Source organism: Bradyrhizobium sp. T-1 (assembly GCF_053592855.1).
Genome location: NZ_CM132115.1, coordinates 3,522,628 through 3,539,454, shown reverse-complemented (window position 1 = coordinate 3,539,454; position 16,827 = coordinate 3,522,628). Strand labels below are relative to the sequence as shown.

Annotated in this window: 25 protein-coding genes; 2 read left to right on the top strand and 23 right to left on the bottom strand. The window is 63.0% G+C overall.

Annotated elements, in window-relative coordinates:
* Positions 1-134: 134 nt before the first annotated feature.
* Positions 135-1,766 (top strand): OprO/OprP family phosphate-selective porin, encoded by a 1,632-nt coding sequence (locus tag ACWAT4_RS16940; RefSeq protein WP_449730954.1) that lies wholly within the window; start codon positions 135-137, stop codon positions 1,764-1,766.
* Positions 1,767-1,922: 156 nt separating this feature from the next.
* Here ACWAT4_RS16940 and ACWAT4_RS16935 read toward each other — a convergent pair whose 3' ends face one another.
* The gene (locus ACWAT4_RS16935) at positions 1,923-2,300 is read right to left on the bottom strand and encodes a winged helix-turn-helix transcriptional regulator (RefSeq protein ID WP_449730953.1); all 378 of its coding nucleotides are present in this window, start codon (positions 2,298-2,300) and stop codon (positions 1,923-1,925) included.
* A gap of 121 nt (positions 2,301-2,421) precedes the next feature.
* Between ACWAT4_RS16935 and ACWAT4_RS16930 the strand changes: the two genes are divergently transcribed.
* Positions 2,422-3,435 carry a zinc-binding alcohol dehydrogenase family protein gene (locus ACWAT4_RS16930; protein WP_449730952.1) on the top strand — a complete coding sequence of 338 codons (1,014 nt, stop codon included), beginning with the start codon at positions 2,422-2,424 and terminating at the stop codon, positions 3,433-3,435.
* A gap of 48 nt (positions 3,436-3,483) precedes the next feature.
* On the opposite strand, the gene ACWAT4_RS16925 is transcribed toward ACWAT4_RS16930, so the two are convergent.
* The 22 genes from ACWAT4_RS16925 to rplP form a co-directional block, all read right to left on the bottom strand.
* Positions 3,484-3,960 (bottom strand): hypothetical protein, encoded by a 477-nt coding sequence (locus tag ACWAT4_RS16925; RefSeq protein ID WP_449731221.1) that lies wholly within the window; start codon positions 3,958-3,960, stop codon positions 3,484-3,486.
* A gap of 137 nt (positions 3,961-4,097) precedes the next feature.
* Positions 4,098-4,886 (bottom strand): SDR family NAD(P)-dependent oxidoreductase, encoded by a 789-nt coding sequence (locus tag ACWAT4_RS16920; protein WP_212425063.1) that lies wholly within the window; start codon positions 4,884-4,886, stop codon positions 4,098-4,100.
* Positions 4,887-5,084: 198 nt separating this feature from the next.
* A complete protein-coding gene (locus ACWAT4_RS16915) occupies positions 5,085-5,924 on the bottom strand; it encodes a c-type cytochrome (RefSeq protein ID WP_212425064.1) in 840 nt (279 codons plus the stop codon).
* Between the two features lie 122 nt (positions 5,925-6,046).
* The gene (gene rplQ, locus ACWAT4_RS16910; protein ID WP_057745449.1) at positions 6,047-6,463 is read right to left on the bottom strand and encodes a 50S ribosomal protein L17; all 417 of its coding nucleotides are present in this window, start codon (positions 6,461-6,463) and stop codon (positions 6,047-6,049) included.
* Between the two features lie 166 nt (positions 6,464-6,629).
* The gene (locus tag ACWAT4_RS16905; protein ID WP_212301596.1) at positions 6,630-7,661 is read right to left on the bottom strand and encodes a DNA-directed RNA polymerase subunit alpha; all 1,032 of its coding nucleotides are present in this window, start codon (positions 7,659-7,661) and stop codon (positions 6,630-6,632) included.
* 112 nt (positions 7,662-7,773) lie between these two features.
* Positions 7,774-8,163, bottom strand: coding sequence for a 30S ribosomal protein S11 (gene rpsK, locus ACWAT4_RS16900; RefSeq protein ID WP_007603045.1), 390 nt, complete (start codon positions 8,161-8,163; stop codon positions 7,774-7,776).
* Between the two features lie 128 nt (positions 8,164-8,291).
* Entirely contained in the window at positions 8,292-8,660 is a 369-nt protein-coding gene (gene rpsM, locus ACWAT4_RS16895) for a 30S ribosomal protein S13 (RefSeq protein ID WP_014494511.1), read from the bottom strand.
* 188 nt (positions 8,661-8,848) lie between these two features.
* Positions 8,849-9,727 carry an adenylate kinase gene (locus tag ACWAT4_RS16890; protein ID WP_449731220.1) on the bottom strand — a complete coding sequence of 293 codons (879 nt, stop codon included), beginning with the start codon at positions 9,725-9,727 and terminating at the stop codon, positions 8,849-8,851.
* 269 nt (positions 9,728-9,996) lie between these two features.
* Positions 9,997-11,328 (bottom strand): preprotein translocase subunit SecY, encoded by a 1,332-nt coding sequence (secY, locus tag ACWAT4_RS16885; protein ID WP_212301597.1) that lies wholly within the window; start codon positions 11,326-11,328, stop codon positions 9,997-9,999.
* A gap of 150 nt (positions 11,329-11,478) precedes the next feature.
* Positions 11,479-11,964 (bottom strand): 50S ribosomal protein L15, encoded by a 486-nt coding sequence (gene rplO / locus ACWAT4_RS16880; RefSeq protein ID WP_449730951.1) that lies wholly within the window; start codon positions 11,962-11,964, stop codon positions 11,479-11,481.
* Positions 11,965-12,039: 75 nt separating this feature from the next.
* Positions 12,040-12,246 (bottom strand): 50S ribosomal protein L30, encoded by a 207-nt coding sequence (gene rpmD / locus ACWAT4_RS16875; RefSeq protein ID WP_092294155.1) that lies wholly within the window; start codon positions 12,244-12,246, stop codon positions 12,040-12,042.
* A gap of 25 nt (positions 12,247-12,271) precedes the next feature.
* A complete protein-coding gene (rpsE, locus tag ACWAT4_RS16870) occupies positions 12,272-12,868 on the bottom strand; it encodes a 30S ribosomal protein S5 (protein WP_092228454.1) in 597 nt (198 codons plus the stop codon).
* A gap of 44 nt (positions 12,869-12,912) precedes the next feature.
* Positions 12,913-13,275, bottom strand: a complete 363-nt coding sequence (gene rplR, locus ACWAT4_RS16865; RefSeq protein WP_007603036.1) for a 50S ribosomal protein L18 — start codon at positions 13,273-13,275, stop codon at positions 12,913-12,915.
* Between the two features lie 11 nt (positions 13,276-13,286).
* A complete protein-coding gene (gene rplF / locus ACWAT4_RS16860) occupies positions 13,287-13,820 on the bottom strand; it encodes a 50S ribosomal protein L6 (protein ID WP_212301599.1) in 534 nt (177 codons plus the stop codon).
* A 16-nt stretch (positions 13,821-13,836) separates the two neighbouring features.
* Positions 13,837-14,235, bottom strand: a complete 399-nt coding sequence (gene rpsH, locus ACWAT4_RS16855; protein ID WP_188104669.1) for a 30S ribosomal protein S8 — start codon at positions 14,233-14,235, stop codon at positions 13,837-13,839.
* 14 nt (positions 14,236-14,249) lie between these two features.
* Positions 14,250-14,555: a 30S ribosomal protein S14 gene (gene rpsN / locus ACWAT4_RS16850; protein WP_057745473.1), complete on the bottom strand. Its 306-nt coding sequence runs from the start codon at positions 14,553-14,555 to the stop codon at positions 14,250-14,252.
* A 46-nt stretch (positions 14,556-14,601) separates the two neighbouring features.
* Positions 14,602-15,159, bottom strand: coding sequence for a 50S ribosomal protein L5 (rplE, locus tag ACWAT4_RS16845; protein ID WP_212301600.1), 558 nt, complete (start codon positions 15,157-15,159; stop codon positions 14,602-14,604).
* Complete coding sequence (gene rplX / locus ACWAT4_RS16840; RefSeq protein WP_011088142.1) at positions 15,152-15,466, bottom strand: 50S ribosomal protein L24; 315 nt, start codon at positions 15,464-15,466, stop codon at positions 15,152-15,154. Before rplX ends, rplE begins: the two co-directional genes overlap by 8 nt.
* Positions 15,466-15,834 (bottom strand): 50S ribosomal protein L14, encoded by a 369-nt coding sequence (gene rplN, locus ACWAT4_RS16835; protein WP_007603030.1) that lies wholly within the window; start codon positions 15,832-15,834, stop codon positions 15,466-15,468. Before rplN ends, rplX begins: the two co-directional genes overlap by 1 nt.
* An 84-nt stretch (positions 15,835-15,918) precedes the next feature.
* Positions 15,919-16,167: a 30S ribosomal protein S17 gene (gene rpsQ / locus ACWAT4_RS16830; protein WP_212301601.1), complete on the bottom strand. Its 249-nt coding sequence runs from the start codon at positions 16,165-16,167 to the stop codon at positions 15,919-15,921.
* A gap of 13 nt (positions 16,168-16,180) precedes the next feature.
* Positions 16,181-16,387 (bottom strand): 50S ribosomal protein L29, encoded by a 207-nt coding sequence (gene rpmC / locus ACWAT4_RS16825; protein WP_027535297.1) that lies wholly within the window; start codon positions 16,385-16,387, stop codon positions 16,181-16,183.
* Between the two features lie 5 nt (positions 16,388-16,392).
* Positions 16,393-16,806, bottom strand: a complete 414-nt coding sequence (gene rplP, locus ACWAT4_RS16820) for a 50S ribosomal protein L16 (RefSeq protein WP_449730950.1) — start codon at positions 16,804-16,806, stop codon at positions 16,393-16,395.
* Positions 16,807-16,827 lie beyond the last annotated feature (21 nt).

The following is a 16,827-nucleotide window of genomic DNA, read 5'->3' as shown; positions in this document are numbered from 1 at the left end:
GGATTCGGTTGCGGCGAATTGGCATCAGTGGGAACCGCGCAGCCGAACGCACATCGTCGCGGGGCAGTCATCGATCGCTTCTAGGCTCTCCCGTTCTCGACTTGGGGAAGTTCGTCAAACGATGGAGTCATGACGTGAGCAAAACAAGGATTGCAGTCACGGCGATTGGTCTCGCCGGTGCGCTGGCGGCCTCACAGGCCCAGGCCCAATCGGCAAGCAACAGCGAGCAGGAAATCGCGCTGTTGAAGCAGCAGTTGAAGATGCTGGAGCAGAAGCTCGACAAGCTTCAGAACCAGACCGCCGCAAACACGGCGGCCACGGCGAAAGCCAGAGCCGAGGCGAAGGCCGAGGCCAAGGCTGAAGCGCGCTCGGAGGCGAAGGCTGCCGTCGCAAACGCCAACGCGGCAATTCCGGTCAAGGGCCCGGTAGCCCCGTCCGGCGTCGTGGTAACGATGCCGAACAACCGGCCGACCATCTGCACTGCAGACGAGCAGAACTGCGTTGCCATCACCAGCCGCGTGCACTGGGACGTCGGCGGATACAACTACCGTCCCGACACGGCTTCAACAGTGCCGCAGAAGCTCGACAGCGGCGAGAACGTCCGACGTGCGCGTATCGGCATCGTCGGCAAGTTCTTCGGCGATTGGAATTACGCCTTGATCTACGACTTTGGCGGCACGGCCGACGGCTTTGGCGGTACCGGCGCGGCCGGCGCCACCTCGGTCGGCTTCCTTCCGGGTGGCGGGACGTCGGGCATCGAAAACGCCTATCTGAGCTACGCAGGGCTCAAGCCGTTCGGCGGCAAGATGGCGATCGAAGCCGGCGTGATGGACATCCCCTGGACGCTCGACGAATCCACCAGCTCCAACGACATCATGTTCATGGAGCGCGCCTCGGCGGGCATCATCGCGCAGAACATCGCGGCCGGCGACTTCCGCTCGGCCGTCGGTACCCGCTGGTGGAATGACCAGCTCTGGATGGGAGCCTACGTCACCGGACCGACCACGGGCCAGATCCACTCCGCCTCCAGCGTCTCCCCGCCCGGCACCAGCGAGCAATATGGCGCGGTCGCCCGCATCGCCGGCAACCCGATCAGCGGCAACGGCTATTCGGTGCATATCGGCGCCGACGCCGAATGGCTGATCCAGCCGCCGCGCAATCTGGTGACGCAGGCGCAAACGCTGACGCTCAGTGACCGGCCGGAGCTGCGGATCGACCCGACGACGCTGATCTCGACCGGCGCGATCGCGAACGTCTCAGGCGCCCAGGTCTACGGCGTCGAGGCGGCCGCGACCTATGGCTCCTTCATCGCACAGGGCGAATATTACTGGTTCAATGTCGACCGCACGGCGAATACGGGTCTGCCGCCGGTCGGCGCGTCGAGCCTGAAATTCGATGGCGGCTACGCGCAGGTCGGCTACGTCCTGACAGGCGAGAGCCGCGCCTACAATCCTGCGACGGCCTCCTACGGCGGCATCAAGCCGGCCAATCCTTTCTCACTCGCCGGTGGCGGCTGGGGCGCCTGGGAAATCGCCGGACGCGTGAGCACGATGAACCTGAACGATCAGCTCGCGACCGCGGCCGGCATCGCGGGTGGACGGCAAACCATCTACACCGCCGCGCTGAACTGGTACGTCAACAACAACGTTCGCTTCATGCTGGACTATCTGCATGGCGATATCTCCAAGCAGGCGAGCGCCACCTCCGCGGTGAATGCGGGCTCGACGTTCAATGCAGTGGCGATGCGCACGCAGGTCGCGTTCTGAGGCTCGACACCTCTCCCATTGGGAAAGGTCGCGCCGAAGGCGCGGGTGAGGGGTTACGCACGATAGAGGATAGCGGCGCGCCCTCACCCGAATTGCTTCGCAATTCAGCCTCTCCCCGCTGGGGAGAGGTAAAGAACGCCGGCGTCCTTCAAATATTCACGCCGCCCGCTTCGGCTTCTTCACGACCACCGGCGGCGGCGCAGAGGACAGCCGCTGCTGATGACTCTCGCCCCAGGCCTTGAGGATATCGATCACCGGCTTGAGGCTCTCGCCAAGCTCGGAGAGGCAGTATTCGACGCGCGGCGGCACTTCGGCATAGACCTTGCGAACGACAAGCTTGTCCTCCTCCAGCGCGCGCAGCTGTTTCGTCAGCATGCGCTGGGTGATGCCGGGCATCCGGCGGCGCAGTTCGCCGAAGCGCTGGGTGCCGCTCTGCAAGTGATAGAGGATCACGCCCTTCCATTTGCCGTCGATCAGGTCCAGCGTCGCCTCGACCGAGCAGCCCGGACGCCGGGCAAAATTGCGCCGTTTCATCTATGTTTTCCCAATAGTATCCAAACAGGGACTATATCCCCGAATTTACAGTACTTGCCAAACGGGAGCCAGAGCGACAGTTAGGGTGGCAGGCGAATACGCCATCTGATGGAGACAAGTCATGAAGGCCGTCGGCTACAAAAAATCGCTTCCGATCGAGGATCAGGACGCGCTGATCGATTTCGAGACCGCCAAGCCAGAGCCCAAAGGACGCGACATCCGTGTTGCCGTGAAGGCAATCTCGGCCAACCCGGTCGATTACAAGGTGCGCAAGCGCGCCGCCCCGCCGGAGGGCGAGACCAAGATTCTCGGCTATGACGCCGGCGGCGTGGTCGATGCCGTCGGCCCGGAGGTCTCATTGTTCAAGCCTGGCGACGAGGTGTTCTATGCCGGCTCGATCCTGCGCCAGGGCACCAATGCCGAATTCCATCTGGTCGACGAACGCATCGTCGGCAACAAGCCGAAATCGCTTTCGTTCGCGCAGGCCGCCGCCCTTCCCCTCACCTCCATCACCGCCTGGGAATTGCTGTTCGACCGCCTCGGCGCGGTCCCCGGCAAGAGCGTCGATCCGCGCACGCTCTTGATCACCGGCGGCGCCGGCGGTGTCGGCTCGATCCTGATCCAGCTCGCCCGCCGCCTCACCGGTCTCACCGTGATCGCGACTGCGACGCGGCCGGAGTCGCAGAAATGGTGCCTCGATCTCGGCGCCCATGCGGTGATCGATCACGGCAAGCCGATGAAGGAGCAGATCGAGAAGCTGAAGCTGCCGCCGGTCGCACTGGTGGCGAGTCTCACCTTCACGGATCAACACTACAAGGGCATCGCGGAATTGATGGCGCCGCAGGGCCGCTTCGGTCTGATCGACGATCCCCCGGAATTCGCCATGAGCACCTTCAAGGGCAAGGCGCTCTCGGTGCACTGGGAATCGATGTTCACGCGCTCCTCGTTCCAGACACCCGACATGATCGCCCAGCATCATCTGCTCAACGACGTCGCCGACCTCATCGACAAGGGCGTGCTGCGCACTACGCTCGATCAGACCTTCGGCACGATCAACGCAGCCAATCTCAAACGCGCGCACGCGCTGCTCGAGAGCGGCAAGTCGCGCGGCAAGATCGTGCTGGAGGGGTGGTAAATATGACCGCGTAGGGTGGGCCCACCCACCCTACGCGATCTCCCCAGATCACTGCTTCTGGGCTGCGGCCTGAAGCGCCTTCCAGTCGAACTTGTCCGCCAGCGCCAGGGCCTCTTCCTCGGCCAGGCCCTCATAGGCGAAATTGAACATCGCGTTCTTGTCGAGTGCCACCATCAGGTTGCCCGACTTGTCCTTGGTGTTGAAGGCCTTCAAAACGGGCACGCCGCGCACGGTCGTCGTGACCATATGCCCTTCCGGCGTCTGGAGATTCATGCCGCTCTGAAGCGGAGCCAATGCGCCCTCGGCGCTCTGGCCCACCATGATGATGGCATGAATCTTGGCCCCGCTGCGCTCGTAGTCACGGGTCGCAGTCGTCATGCTGGTGTCGGACATCTGCATCGACATGCCGTCCGCTTTGCCGCCCTGCCATCCACTCAGATCAACCAGAAGGGGCAGGAAGCGCTGAAACGGCTGGTCGGCCTTCGCGATGCCATGCGGCAAGATCGTTGCAAGGGCCAAGAACACAAACAAAAACAAGTATCGCGGTCTGAACATCGGTTTCCCCCGGAGGTTGAACGCCGGAAGATAGGGTTCCATTCATGGCGCGATAAAGGCGGCGCGCCCCGCGCGCCTCGCCTTCCCGGATGAGCAGATGTCGCCGGCTAGGCGATCGTATTGACGATGCCGCCTTCTGCGCGAAGCGCCGCACCGTTGGTGGCGGAGGCTTCCTTGGAGGCGACGTAGACCACCATATTGGCGATCTCGTCGACGCTGGCAAAGCGCTGGATCAGCGAGCTCGGACGGTGCTGCTTGACGAAATTGGCGGCGGCCTCGTCGACCGACTGACCGTTCTGCTTCGCGAGATCCCTCACAAAGGTCTCCACGCCCTCGGACATCGTCGGGCCAGGAAGCACTGAGTTGACGGTAACGCCGGTGCCGCGGGTGAGCTGCGCGAGGCCTCGCGCGACCGCGAGCTGAGCCGTCTTGCTCATGCCGTAGTGAATCATCTCGACGGGAATGTTGAGCCCTGACTCCGAGGAGATGAAGACGATGCGGCCCCAGTTGCGCTTGAGCATACCCTTCATATACGCACGCGACAGCCGCACGCCGCTCATCACATTGACCTCGAAGAAGCGGCTCCAGTCCTCGTCCGGAATGTCGAAAAAGTCTTTTGGCTCGAAGATGCCGGCATTGTTGACGAGGATGTCGACGTCCGGGAGCGCCGCCACGAGCGCGGCGCATCCTGCCGCGGTCGAGACGTCGGCGGCGATGCCGCGAACCTTGGCACCCGTCCCTTCCAGCTTGCGCACGGCCGCATCGACCTTGTCCTGGCCGCGCCCGTTGATCACCACGCTCGCGCCCGAGCCCGCAAGGCCCTTGGCGATGGCGTGGCCAATGCCGGCGGTCGAGCCGGTCACGAGGGCGGTCTTTCCGGAAAGGTCGATCTTCATAATCATCTCCATTGATGCTGAAGCGGATATCGTGCGCTGCACCGGCAGGCGCAATCACTGCTCACCGACGCGTGAGTATCTGTCACCGCAATAACGGACTTGTAGGGCGGGCAAAGCGCAGCCGTGCCCATGACTTCGTCGCTATTAGAGTGAGATGGCGGGCACGGCGCTTTGCGCCTTTGCCCCACCCTACGGCAGCTATTTCTTGGGCGGCAGCGTTCTAACAAACGCGACGATGGCATCGAGATCCTGCGGCGTCATGCTGGCATAAGCAGCATATGCCATCGGCGGCTTGAGCTTGCGACCGTCACGCGCAATGCCTTGCGCAATCGCACGTTTGATTTCGTCGTCGCCCCACTGCCCGAGGCCTGCCACGGGATCTGAGGTGATGTTGGGTGAGACGGACTCGCCCCATGGGCCCTTGAAGGTGCGACCGCCTTTGCCGGTCGCCGCGGTGAAATCGTGCACGGCGGACGGGCCTTCCGGCGTGTGGCATTCGAGGCAATGGGCGATGGTGAGCAGATAGCGCCCGCGCGCGAGCTTGTCGGAGAGTTCCTGCTCGCTCGCCTGCTTGCCGGCATAGGTCGGCATCTCCGGCTTCAAGGCGATCCTGTATTCCGGCGCCGGCATCTCGCGGCGCACCGGCGACACCGCGCGCAAGTAAGCTGCGAGCGCGTCGAGATCGTGGGCCGTGAGCACCGTGTAGAACGCGGTCGGCATGATCGGCGCGACCTTGGTGCCGTTCGGCCTGACACCGCTGACGAGGAAACGCTTCAGCTCGGCATCGCTCCAATTGCCGATGCCGGTGTCCTTGTCAGGCGTGATGTTGGAACCGGAGACCTTGAAAGCGGGCACGTCAAAAACCTGACTGCCGCCGGAGAGTGCGCGCGAGAGATCGAGCCCTTGCGGCCCGCGCGGCGTGTGGCAGTTGTGGCAGACCATCACGCTATTGACGAGATAGGCGCCGCGCTCGGCCAGGGTCTCGCCCATGGCCGGCGAGGTCAGCAGCACGAGTGCAGCGGCAATCGCAGTCCTCATCAGATCCCCCAGACAAAAACCGTCCCTGCAAAATCATCGTGCGCGGCATGAGAAAATGGCCGTGTCATACAAAAAAACGGCGCCCTTGGGCGCCGCTTTCTGAAAACTTCATGCCGTCCGGCTTACGCCGCCTCGGCTTCCTTCGCCTGCACCGGACCCGAATCCTGGCCCTTGGCATCGACGTCGCGGTCGACGAACTCGATCACGGCCATCGCGGCGTTGTCGCCGTAGCGGAAGCCGGCCTTGATGATGCGGGTGTAGCCGCCCTGGCGATCCTTGTAGCGGGGCGCCAGCACGTCGAACAGCTTCTTGACCTGGTCCTTGTCGCGCATCTCGGAGATAGCCTGACGGCGCATCGACAGGCCGCCTTTCTTGCCGAGGGTGACGAGCTTCTCGACGATCGGACGAAGCTCCTTGGCCTTGGGCAGCGTGGTGACGATCTGCTCGTGCTTGATCAGCGCGGCCGCCATGTTGGCGAACATCGCGCGGCGGTGCTCGGCCGTGCGGTTGAGCTTCCGATGAACCTTGCCGTGACGCATGTGTGAAGTCCTTACTTAAAACTGCCGCGACGGTTCGTCGGACATGTTGCTCAGGTGGGCTGCCTGCGTTCGCCCTGGTCAGTCATTCCGGACGGCGCGAAGCGACGATCTGGAATCTCGAGGTTCCGGGTTCGATGCTTACGCACCGCCCCGGAACGACGAATTCTCAGTAGTGATCCTCGAAGCGCTTGGCGAGCTCGTCGATGTTCTCCGGCGGCCAGCCGGGCACTTCCATGCCGAGATGCAGACCCATCTGGGCCAGCACTTCCTTGATCTCGTTCAGCGACTTGCGGCCGAAGTTCGGAGTGCGGAGCATTTCGGCTTCCGACTTCTGCACGAGGTCGCCGATGTAGACGATGTTGTCGTTCTTCAAGCAGTTGGCCGAACGCACCGACAGCTCGAGCTCGTCCACCTTCTTGAGGAAGGCCGGGTTGAAGGCGAGGTCCGGGATGATCTCCTGGGCGACTTCCTTGCGCGGCTCTTCGAAGTTGACGAACACGTTGAGCTGATCCTGCAGGATGCGGGCGGCGTAAGCCACCGAATCATCGGGCGAGATCGCGCCGTTGGTCTCGATCGTCATGGTCAGCTTGTCGTAGTCGAGGATCTGACCCTCGCGGGTGTTCTCGACCTTGTAGGAGACCTTGCGGACCGGCGAGTACAGGCTGTCGACCGGGATCAGGCCGATCGGCGCATCCTCGGGACGGTTGCGCTCGGCGGGCACGTAGCCCTTGCCGGTCGAGACCGTGAACTCCATGCGGATCTCGGCGCCCTCGTCGAGCGTGCAGATCTGCAGGTCCGGGTTCAGCACGGTGACGTCGCCGACGGTCTGGATGTCGCCGGCGGTGACGACGCCCGGGCCGCTCTTCTTCACGACCATGCGCTTGGGGCCTTCGCCCTGCATCTTGATCGAGATGTCCTTGATGTTCAGCACGATGTCGGTGACGTCCTCACGAACGCCAGCGATCGAGGAGAACTCGTGCAGCACGCCATCGATGTGCACCGACTGCACCGCCGCGCCCTGGAGCGAGGACAGCAGGATGCGACGCAGCGCATTGCCGAGCGTCTGGCCGAAACCACGCTCGAGCGGCTCGGCAACGATGGTCGCGAAACGCGAGGGGTCGCCGCCGGGCGTGACCTGGAGCTTGTTCGGCCGAATCAGTTCTTGCCAATTTTTCTGGATCGTCACTGTTTCACCCATACAGGCCAGTCGATTTGAAAATTCAAATACTGGCGTTGGAGAAAGGCCGCAGATCAATCCCGCGGCTTCTTAAAAAACGCTTTGCGGGCGACGATGCGCCCGCAACTTCGTATCAGACGCGCCGACGCTTGCGCGGACGGCAACCGTTGTGCGGGATCGTGGTCACGTCGCGGATCGAGGTGACGGTGAAGCCCGCGGCCTGCAGCGCGCGCAGCGCCGACTCACGGCCCGAACCGGGACCGGCGACTTCGACTTCCAGCGTGCGCATGCCGTGCTCCTGCGCCTTCTTGGAGACGTCTTCGGCGGCGACCTGCGCGGCATACGGGGTCGACTTGCGCGAGCCCTTGAAACCCATCGTGCCAGCGGAGGACCAGGCAATCGTATTGCCCTGCGCGTCAGTGATGGTGATGGTCGTGTTGTTGAACGACGAATTCACGTGCGCAACGCCGGAGGCGATGTTCTTGCGCTCACGACGGCGAACGCGGGTGGCTTCCTTGCCCATTGATGACCTTTCCTGGAGATCTCAAACGCCGCCGTAATGCCAGCGGCTACACCTGTGAAAATGCGAGTGGCGAATGGCGAGCAGCGAATGAATCCATTCGCCACCCCCAATTCGCCATTCGCGTCGAATTACTTCTTCTTGCCGGCGATGGCCTTGGCCGGGCCCTTGCGCGTACGCGCATTGGTGTGGGTGCGCTGGCCGCGCACCGGCAGACCGCGACGATGACGAAGGCCGCGGTAGCAGCCGAGGTCCATCAGACGCTTGATGTTGATGCCGACTTCGCGGCGCAGATCGCCCTCGACGAGATAGTCGCGGTCGATGACTTCGCGGATCTGGAGCACTTCAGCATCGCTGAGCTGATTGACTCGACGATCCTCGGGGATCTTCACCTTTTCGAGGATCTCACCAGCGATCTTCTGGCCGATGCCATGGATATACTGGAGCGCGATCAGCACGCGCTTGTTGGTCGGAATGTTCACGCCGGCAATACGGGCCACGGCCTTCTCTCCTGTTGCCGATCCCTCGTCAGGAATCGGGCTTTAAGTGCTTATGTTTCTCGGGCAGGTGTTCACAAACGCGAACACGACGCCCACCCCTGGTCTTCCTGGGGCCCGGCATCGTTTGAAACTATCCGACTTGGATGCGGGGCTTATTAAGGGATTCAGGGGGCTTACGTCAACCGCCGCTAGCGTTTAGCTCGCTTTTTCGTGACCTTTTTTGGTCCCCTCTTCGAACCTTTTTTGACGGCCTTCTTGACGGCCTTCTTGGCGGTCTTTTTGACGGCTTTCTTGACGGTCTTCTTGGCCGCCTTTTTGGCGCCTTTCCCGGCTTTTTTCGCGGGTTTGGCTGGTTTTGCAGCCTTCTTGGCCGCTTTCGCCGGCTTTTTCGCCGTTTTCTTGGCTGCCTTGGCCTTTTTGGCCGCCTTCTTGGCAGGCGCCGCCTGGGCCGCGCTGCGGGCATGTGTCTTGGGCTCGACCGCGCCCAGCGCCAGCAGCTGGCGGTGGACGGCGCGGGTGACCTCGTCGATGGCCATCATACCGTCGATGGTCGAGAGCTTCCGGCGCTCGGAATAGTAGTGAATCAGCGGTTCCGTCTGGCTTCGGTAGCTGGCGAGTCGGCGGGTCAGGACCTCCGGGGTGTCGTCGACCCGGACCTCCTCCCCGCGCTCGCGCATCTGGGCAACACGGGTCTCCACGCGGCTCAGCAGCGCGCTCTCGTTGACGCGGAGCTCGATCACAGCGTCAAGCTTGAGGTGCTTGTGGCGGAGCAGGTCATCCAGCGCCTCGGCCTGCGGCACGGTGCGCGGGAAGCCGTCGAGGATAAAGCCGTTCTTCGCATCCGGCTGATCGATGCGGTCGGAGATGATCCCCACCACGACCTCGTCCGGAACGAGCCCGCCGCCAGCCATGATCTCCTTGGCCTTCAGCCCGACGGGCGTCCCGGCCGCAACCGCTGCGCGCAACATCTCGCCGGTCGAGAGCTGAACGATGCCATAGCGCTGCACCAGCAGCTGCGCCTGGGTCCCCTTGCCCGATCCTGGCGGTCCCAGAAGTATAATTCTCATCGGCGTACGCCCCCCGGATTGGTGAGCGATACGTCGCGCACCATTGTTTGAAACTTCAGAAACAGTGCAAATCATAATCAGCGCCGCACCGCTACCCATATCATAGGGGAGCAAATGCCCGGACGCCAAGAAGAGCTTTGAAATCAGTGATTGCGCTGCAGTGAAGCAGCTCTGCCGATGCGAGCGGAAGGTTGTCGATCGCTTTTCGAAGGCGCCTCGCGCGGCGAATCGGCGGCGCAGGCGCGCCGCCTTGAGAGCACGCCGCGGCTCTACCTGCGGCGGCCCCGCAGCTTCGACTTGCGGATCAGGCCTTCATACTGATGCGCCAGCAGATAGCCTTGCACCTGCGCCACCGTATCCATGGTAACGCTGACCACGATCAGCAGCGAGGTACCGCCGAAGTAGAACGGCACCGAGGCGTAGGAGATCAGGATTTCCGGAATCAAGCAGACGATCGCCAAATAGATCGCGCCGAGCACGGTGATACGCGACAGCACGTAGTCGATATATTCAGCGGTGCGCTCGCCCGGACGGATGCCCGGAATGAAGCCGCCATGCTTCTTCAGATTGTCCGCTGTCTCGGTCGGGTTGAACACGATCGCGGTGTAGAAAAACGCGAAGAACACGATCAGCGCGAGATAGAGGATCAGAAACAGCGGACGGCCGTGGCCGAGCTGGGTCGTGATCCACTGAAACCATTCCGGCCCGCTGCCCGCGTTGAAGTTCGCAACCGTCGTCGGCAAGAGCAACAGCGAGGACGCGAAGATCGGTGGGATCACGCCGGAGGTGTTGAGCTTGAGCGGCAGATGCGAGGACTGGCCCTCGAACATCTTGTTGCCGACCTGGCGCTTCGGATACTGAATCAGGAGCCGGCGCTGCGCACGCTCCATGAACACGATGAAGGCGATCACGGCGACCGCCATCACGATCACGATCAGGATCAGGCCGGTCGACATCGCGCCCTGACGGCCGAGCTCGAGCATATTGGCGAGCGCCGCGGGCAGCTCGGCGACGATGCCGGAGAGAATGATCAGCGAGATGCCGTTGCCGATGCCGCGCGAGGTGATCTGCTCACCCAGCCACATCAGGAACATGGTGCCGCCGGTCAGCGTGATCGCGGTGGAGAGGCGGAAGAACATGCCGGGATCGCTGACGACATTGCCGGCGCCTTCGAGGCCGACGGCGATGCCGTAGGACTGGAACGCGGCCAGAATCACCGTCAGGTAGCGGGTGTACTGGTTCAGCGTCTTGCGGCCCGCCTCACCTTCCTTCTTCAAGGCCTCGAGCTGCGGCGAGACGGTGGTGAGGAGCTGGATGATGATCGAGGCCGAAATGTACGGCATGATGTTCAGCGCGAAGATCGCCATGCGGTGGATGCCACCGCCGGCGAACATGTTGAACATGCCAAGGATGCCGCCTGCCTGCGACTTGAACACCTGCTCCCAGATGTTGGGATCGATGCCCGGCAGCGGGATGTAGGTTCCGAGCCGGTAAACGAGCAGCGCACCCAGGGTGAACCAGATGCGCTTCTTCAGTTCGTCGGCCTTGGCAAACGCGCCGAAATTCAGGTTGGCTGCCAGTTGTTCCGCTGCTGAGGCCATTTTGGACTTTCTCCCGCCGCCTTTTGCGCCGTCATACCCGCGGCCGGGCTATTCTAGCGGACGCCGGACATTATCTGGGGCTTCGGCTTCGATAAGTCCATCGTCCCGCATGCGCAAAGGCCCGCGAGGCGCGGGCCAATGACGCAGTTGTTACGCCGCCTCGCCTTCTTCCTTGGCAGGGGCGAGGATCTTCACCGAACCGCCGGCCTTCTCGACCGCCTCGATCGCGGACTTGGTGGCGCCGTGCACTTCGATGTTCAGCTTGGCCTTGAGCTCGCCGCGGCCGAGCAGCCGCAGGCCGGCCTTGGCGCGGCGCAGCACGCCGGCCTTCACCAGCACCTCGACATTGACGACGGCACCGGCCTCGAGCTTCTTGGCATCGACCGCATCCTGGAGACGGTCGAGATTGATCTCGGCGTACTCGACGCGGAAGATGTTGTTGAAGCCGCGCTTGGGCAGACGGCGATGCAACGGCATCTGACCGCCTTCGAAGCCCTTGATGCGCACGCCCGAACGCGCGGTCTGGCCCTTGCCGCCGCGGCCGGACTGCTTGCCCTTGCCCGAACCAATGCCGCGGCCGACGCGCATACGCTTCTTGCGCGAGCCGGCGTTGTCGGCGATATCGCTGAGCTTCATCGCCCTGCTCCTTGTGTTTTGCGCATGATCTGGCCCGAAAACCGGGATCCACTTTTCGGGATCATGCGCGCAATTTTACTTCTCGTCGACGATGCGAACGAGATGGTGAACCTTTTCGATCATGCCGCGGACCGCCGGGGTATCCGGCAGTTCGCTGGTGCGGCCGATCTTGTTGAGCTTGAGCCCGATCAGCGTCGAGCGCTGCGAGTGATGGCGGCGAATTGCGCTGCCGGTCTGCTCAAGCTTGATCGTCTTTGCGGACTTAGCGGCGTCCTTGGCCATCGTGGTCTACTCCGAAAAGCGTTGGTTAGTCCGCAGCCGCCTCGGCATCGCCGCCGACGCGACGACCCTGAAGGGTGGACACCTTGATGTTGCGGCGTGCCGCGACCGAACGCGGGCTGTCCTGGTGCTTGAGCGCATCGAAGGTCGCGCGAACCATGTTGTATGGGTTCGACGAGCCGATCGACTTCGCCACCACGTCCTGGACGCCGAGCGTCTCGAACACGGCGCGCATCGGACCGCCGGCGATGATGCCGGTACCGGCCGGAGCTGCACGCAGGTAGACACGGCCCGCGCCATGACGGCCGGCGATGTCGTGATGCAGCGTACGGCCCTCACGCAGCGACACGCGGGTCAGGTTGCGCTTGGCGGATTCGGTGGCCTTGCGGATGGCTTCCGGCACTTCGCGCGCCTTGCCGTGACCAAAGCCGGCACGGCCCTTCTGATCGCCGATCACGACCAGCGCAGCGAAACCGAAGCGTTTACCGCCCTTGACGACCTTGGCGACGCGATTGATGTGCACCAGCTTGTCGACGAACTCGCTGTCGCGCTCCTCGCGCTCCCTGCGTTCACGTCCGCCGCCGCCGCGTTGATCGCGTCCACCACGTTGTTCGCGTTCTGCCATTTTTCCAATCCTTCAGAGGCTTGCGCCTCAATCCTCAAATTCTGTTAGAAGCTCAGCCCGCTCTCACGCGCTGCGTCGGCAAGAGCCTTGACGCGCCCGTGGTAGAGGTAGCTGCCGCGATCGAACACGACTTCCTTGACGCCCTTCTCGGCGGCGCGCTCGGCCAGCAGCTTGCCGACCGCCTTCGCCGCATCGATATCGGCGCCGGTCTTGCCGCCGTCGCGCATCGACTTCTCGAGCGACGAGGCAGAGGCCAGCGTCTCGCCCTTCAGGTCGTCGATGACCTGAGCGTAGATGTGCTTGGACGAGCGGAACACCGACAGACGCGGACGACCGCCACCGGAGCGGCGCAGCTTCAGCCGCACACTCCGCTTGCGCCGGGCATTGGTAACCTTGGCTTTGGACATGACCGGCTCCGTTACTTCTTCTTGCCTTCCTTGCGGAAGATGAATTCGCCAACATACTTCACGCCCTTGCCCTTGTAGGGCTCCGGCGGACGATAGGAGCGAATCTCGGCGGCGACCTGGCCGACGCGCTGAATGTCGCTGCCCGTCACCGTGATCTCGGTCGGCTTCGGCACGGTAATCGTGATCCCTTCCGGGATCGCATAGACCACGTCGTGGCTGTAACCGAGCGCGAGTTGCAGGTTCTTGCCCTGCATCGCGGCGCGGTAACCGACGCCGGTGATTTCAAGCTTCTTCTCGAAGCCCTTGGTGACGCCTTCGACCAGATTCGCGACCTGGGCGCGAGCGGTGCCGTACAGCGCCCGCGCGCGATTGGTCTCAGCCCGCGGCTTGACCTTGATCTGGCCGCTCTCGAGCTTCACCTCGACATCGTCATGGACGACGAACTGAAGCTGGCCCTTCGGCCCCTTCATCTTGACGGTCTGCCCATCGACGGTCGCGGTCACACCGGACGGCACCGCCACAGGCCTTTTGCCAACACGTGACATGGATCAAAAATCCTTCTCAGAACACCGTGAAGAGGACTTCACCGCCCACGTTCGCTTCACGCGCACTGTGGTCGGCCATGATCCCCTTCGGCGTCGACAACACCGAAATACCGAGTCCGTTATTGACCCGCGGCAGGTTCTTCACCGAGGCGTAAACGCGACGCCCGGGCTTGGAGACACGTTCGATCTCGCGGATGACGGGCTCGCCGTCGAAATACTTCAGCTCGATCTCGATCTCGCTGCGGCCCGAGGAGTGCTCGAGCGTCGCGTAACCGCGGATGTAGCCCTCGCTCTTCAGCACTTCGAGCACGTTCTCGCGCATCTTCGAGCCGGGCGTGGACACCTTGGTCTTGGAACGCATCTGCGCGTTGCGGATGCGGGTGATCAGATCGCTGATTGGATCGTGCGTAGACATCTAAACGACCCTCCTTACCAGCTCGACTTCACGAGGCCCGGGACCATGCCCTTGGAGCCAAGGTCGCGTAGCGCGATACGGGACAGCTTGTTCTTGCGGTAGTTCGAGCGCGGGCGGCCCGACAGCTCGCAACGCAGACGGATGCGGGTGGCCGACGAATTCCGCGGCATTTCCGCGAGCTTCAGGGTCGCGGCGAACCGCTCCTCCATCGGCAGCGTCTTGTCGGCGATGATCGCCTTCAGGCGCTCGCGCTTCGGGGCGGCATTCTTCACCATCCGCTTGCGCCGGTTGTTCTTCTCGACTGAACTCTTCTTTGCCATGCTTGGCTCCTGGGTATCCGCGTTTGAGAGGCTTTAGGTCAGCGTCTCACTGCCGGAACGGGAAATTGAAAGCGGTCAACAAGGCCCTCGCCTCTTCGTCGGTCTTGGCCGTGGTGCAGACGGTGATGTCCATACCGCGGGCTTCCGTGACCTTGTCGAAGTCGATCTCGGGGAAAATGATGTGCTCCTTGATGCCGAGCGAGTAGTTGCCGCGGCCGTCAAAGCTCTTCGGGTTCAGGCCGCGGAAGTCGCGGACGCGCGGCAGCGCGACCGTCACCAGGCGATCCAGGAACTCGTACATGCGGGCCTTGCGCAGCGTGACCTTGCAGCCGATCGGCTGGTTCTCACGCAGCTTGAAGGTCGCGATCGCGATACGCGAATAGGTCACGATCGCCTTCTGGCCGGCGATCTGGGTCAGCTCGGCAGCGGCGGTCTCGGCCTTCTTGCGGTCGTTGACCGAATCGCCAACGCCCATGTTCAGCACGATCTTGTCGAGGCGCGGAACCTGCATCACGTTCTCATAACCGAATTTCTCGGTCATGGCCGTGCGGATCTTCGCGTCGTATTCCGCGCGCAGGCGCGGGGTGTAAGCGGCCTCAGCCATCGATCTCAGCTCCCGAGCTCTTGGCGATGCGGACCTTCTTGCCGTCCGCCAGAATCTTGAATCCGACGCGGGTCGGCTTTCCGTCCTTGCCGACATACGCGATATTGGACAGTTGGATCGGCGCCTCTTTCGAGATGATGCCGCCCTCCTGGGCCTGCGTCTGCTTCTGATGACGCTTGACCATGTTGATGCCGCGCACGAGCGCCGTGCCGGCGTCGGGGCGAACTTCGAACACTTCGCCAGTGCGGCCCTTGTCGCGACCGGTCAGCACGACGACCTTGTCGCCCTTGCGGATCTTCGCAGCCATCACAGCACCTCCGGCGCGAGCGAGATGATCTTCATGTGGTTCTTGGCGCGCAGCTCGCGCGGCACGGGCCCGAAGATACGGGTGCCGACCGGCTCGGACTGATTATTGATCAGGACGGCGGCGTTGCGGTCGAAGCGGATGACCGAACCGTCGGCGCGGCGGATGTCCTTGCGGACACGCACCACGACGGCCTTCATCACGTCGCCCTTCTTCACCTTGCCACGCGGAATGGCTTCCTTGATCGAGACGACAATGATGTCGCCGATCGTGGCATAGCGGCGCTTGGAGCCCCCGAGCACCTTGATACACATGACACGGCGTGCGCCAGAATTGTCGGCCACGTCGAGGTTGGTCTGCATCTGAATCATTGATGCACCTCGTCCTCTTTCTCTTTGCGCCAGCCTAGCCGGCGCTCAACATTTCCCTGAAGTCAGTCGGCCAAGGCCAACAGATCAGGCGGTTTTCTTGTGCTCGCCCCGGATCACGATCCAGGACTTCAACTTCGAAATCGGCTTCGATTCCTCGATCCACACCATGTCGCCCGGCTTGAACTCGTTGTTCTCGTCGTGCGCGTGGTAGTTCTTCGAACGGCGGATCGTCTTCTTGTAGATCGGGTGCGTGAAGCGGCGATCGACGCGCACCACGACGGTCTTGGCAGTCTTGTCGCTGACGACCACGCCTTGCAAAGTACGTTTCGGCATATCCGTTAGCCCCTTACTTCTTCTTCGCGCGCGCTTGAGCGGCGACGGTCTTGATCCGGGCGATGTCACGACGGGCCTCGCGCAGGCGCGAGGTGTTCTCGAGCTGCCCGGTGGCACGCTGGAAGCGCAGGTTGAAGCGCTCCTTCTTCAGGTTCAGGACGGCGTCGTCCTGCTGGTCGGGGCTCATCGCGCGGATGTCTTCGATCTTCATCTGGGCCATGGCCATTACTCCGCAATGCGCTCGACGAAGCGCGTCTTGATCGGCAGCTTGGCGGCCGCCAGCGTCAGCGCCTCACGCGCCGTCTGGGTGTTGACGCCGTCGATCTCGAACAGCACCCGGCCCGGCTTGATGCGGGCCACCCACAGTTCCGGCGAACCCTTGCCGGAGCCCATGCGGACTTCGGCCGGCTTCTTCGACACCGGAACGTCGGGGAACACGCGGATCCAGACGCGGCCGGCGCGCTTCATGTGGCGGGTCAGCGCGCGGCGGGCGGCTTCGATCTGGCGCGCGGTGACGCGCTCAGGCTCGGTCGCCTTCAGGCCGAACTGGCCGAACGCCAACGTCGCGCCCGAAGACGCGACGCCGTGGATGCGGCCCTTATGCGCCTTCCGGAACTTCGTTTTCTTAGGTTGCATCATGGCTTTAAGCCCTCAAATTCC

Bases quoted from the DNA above. Each gene is read 5' to 3' on its own strand.
- rplR (WP_007603036.1), bottom strand. From the start codon at position 13,275: ATGTCCAAAGCCAAGGTTACCAATGCCCGGCGCAAGCGGAGTGTGCGG.
- rpmD (WP_092294155.1), bottom strand. From the start codon at position 12,246: ATGGCCAAGGACGCCGCTAAGTCCGCAAAGACGATCAAGCTTGAGCAG.
- rplP (WP_449730950.1), bottom strand. From the start codon at position 16,806: ATGATGCAACCTAAGAAAACGAAGTTCCGGAAGGCGCATAAGGGCCGC.
- rplF (WP_212301599.1), bottom strand. From the start codon at position 13,820: ATGTCACGTGTTGGCAAAAGGCCTGTGGCGGTGCCGTCCGGTGTGACC.
- rplX (WP_011088142.1), bottom strand. From the start codon at position 15,466: ATGGCTGCGAAGATCCGCAAGGGCGACAAGGTCGTCGTGCTGACCGGT.
- ACWAT4_RS16930 (WP_449730952.1), top strand. From the start codon at position 2,422: ATGAAGGCCGTCGGCTACAAAAAATCGCTTCCGATCGAGGATCAGGAC.
- rplE (WP_212301600.1), bottom strand. From the start codon at position 15,159: ATGGCTGAGGCCGCTTACACCCCGCGCCTGCGCGCGGAATACGACGCG.
- rplN (WP_007603030.1), bottom strand. From the start codon at position 15,834: ATGATTCAGATGCAGACCAACCTCGACGTGGCCGACAATTCTGGCGCA.
- ACWAT4_RS16935 (WP_449730953.1), bottom strand. From the start codon at position 2,300: ATGAAACGGCGCAATTTTGCCCGGCGTCCGGGCTGCTCGGTCGAGGCG.
- secY (WP_212301597.1), bottom strand. From the start codon at position 11,328: ATGGCCTCAGCAGCGGAACAACTGGCAGCCAACCTGAATTTCGGCGCG.
- ACWAT4_RS16915 (WP_212425064.1), bottom strand. From the start codon at position 5,924: ATGAGGACTGCGATTGCCGCTGCACTCGTGCTGCTGACCTCGCCGGCC.
- ACWAT4_RS16905 (WP_212301596.1), bottom strand. From the start codon at position 7,661: ATGGGTGAAACAGTGACGATCCAGAAAAATTGGCAAGAACTGATTCGG.
- ACWAT4_RS16890 (WP_449731220.1), bottom strand. From the start codon at position 9,727: ATGAGAATTATACTTCTGGGACCGCCAGGATCGGGCAAGGGGACCCAG.
- rpsH (WP_188104669.1), bottom strand. From the start codon at position 14,235: ATGTCTACGCACGATCCAATCAGCGATCTGATCACCCGCATCCGCAAC.
- rpmC (WP_027535297.1), bottom strand. From the start codon at position 16,387: ATGGCCCAGATGAAGATCGAAGACATCCGCGCGATGAGCCCCGACCAG.
- ACWAT4_RS16920 (WP_212425063.1), bottom strand. From the start codon at position 4,886: ATGAAGATCGACCTTTCCGGAAAGACCGCCCTCGTGACCGGCTCGACC.
- rpsN (WP_057745473.1), bottom strand. From the start codon at position 14,555: ATGGCAAAGAAGAGTTCAGTCGAGAAGAACAACCGGCGCAAGCGGATG.
- rpsQ (WP_212301601.1), bottom strand. From the start codon at position 16,167: ATGCCGAAACGTACTTTGCAAGGCGTGGTCGTCAGCGACAAGACTGCC.
- rpsE (WP_092228454.1), bottom strand. From the start codon at position 12,868: ATGGCAGAACGCGAACAACGTGGTGGACGCGATCAACGCGGCGGCGGC.
- rplO (WP_449730951.1), bottom strand. From the start codon at position 11,964: ATGAAGCTCAGCGATATCGCCGACAACGCCGGCTCGCGCAAGAAGCGT.
- rpsK (WP_007603045.1), bottom strand. From the start codon at position 8,163: ATGGGCAAGGAAGCCACCCGCGTTCGCCGTCGTGAGCGCAAGAACATC.
- rplQ (WP_057745449.1), bottom strand. From the start codon at position 6,463: ATGCGTCACGGCAAGGTTCATCGGAAGCTCAACCGCACGGCCGAGCAC.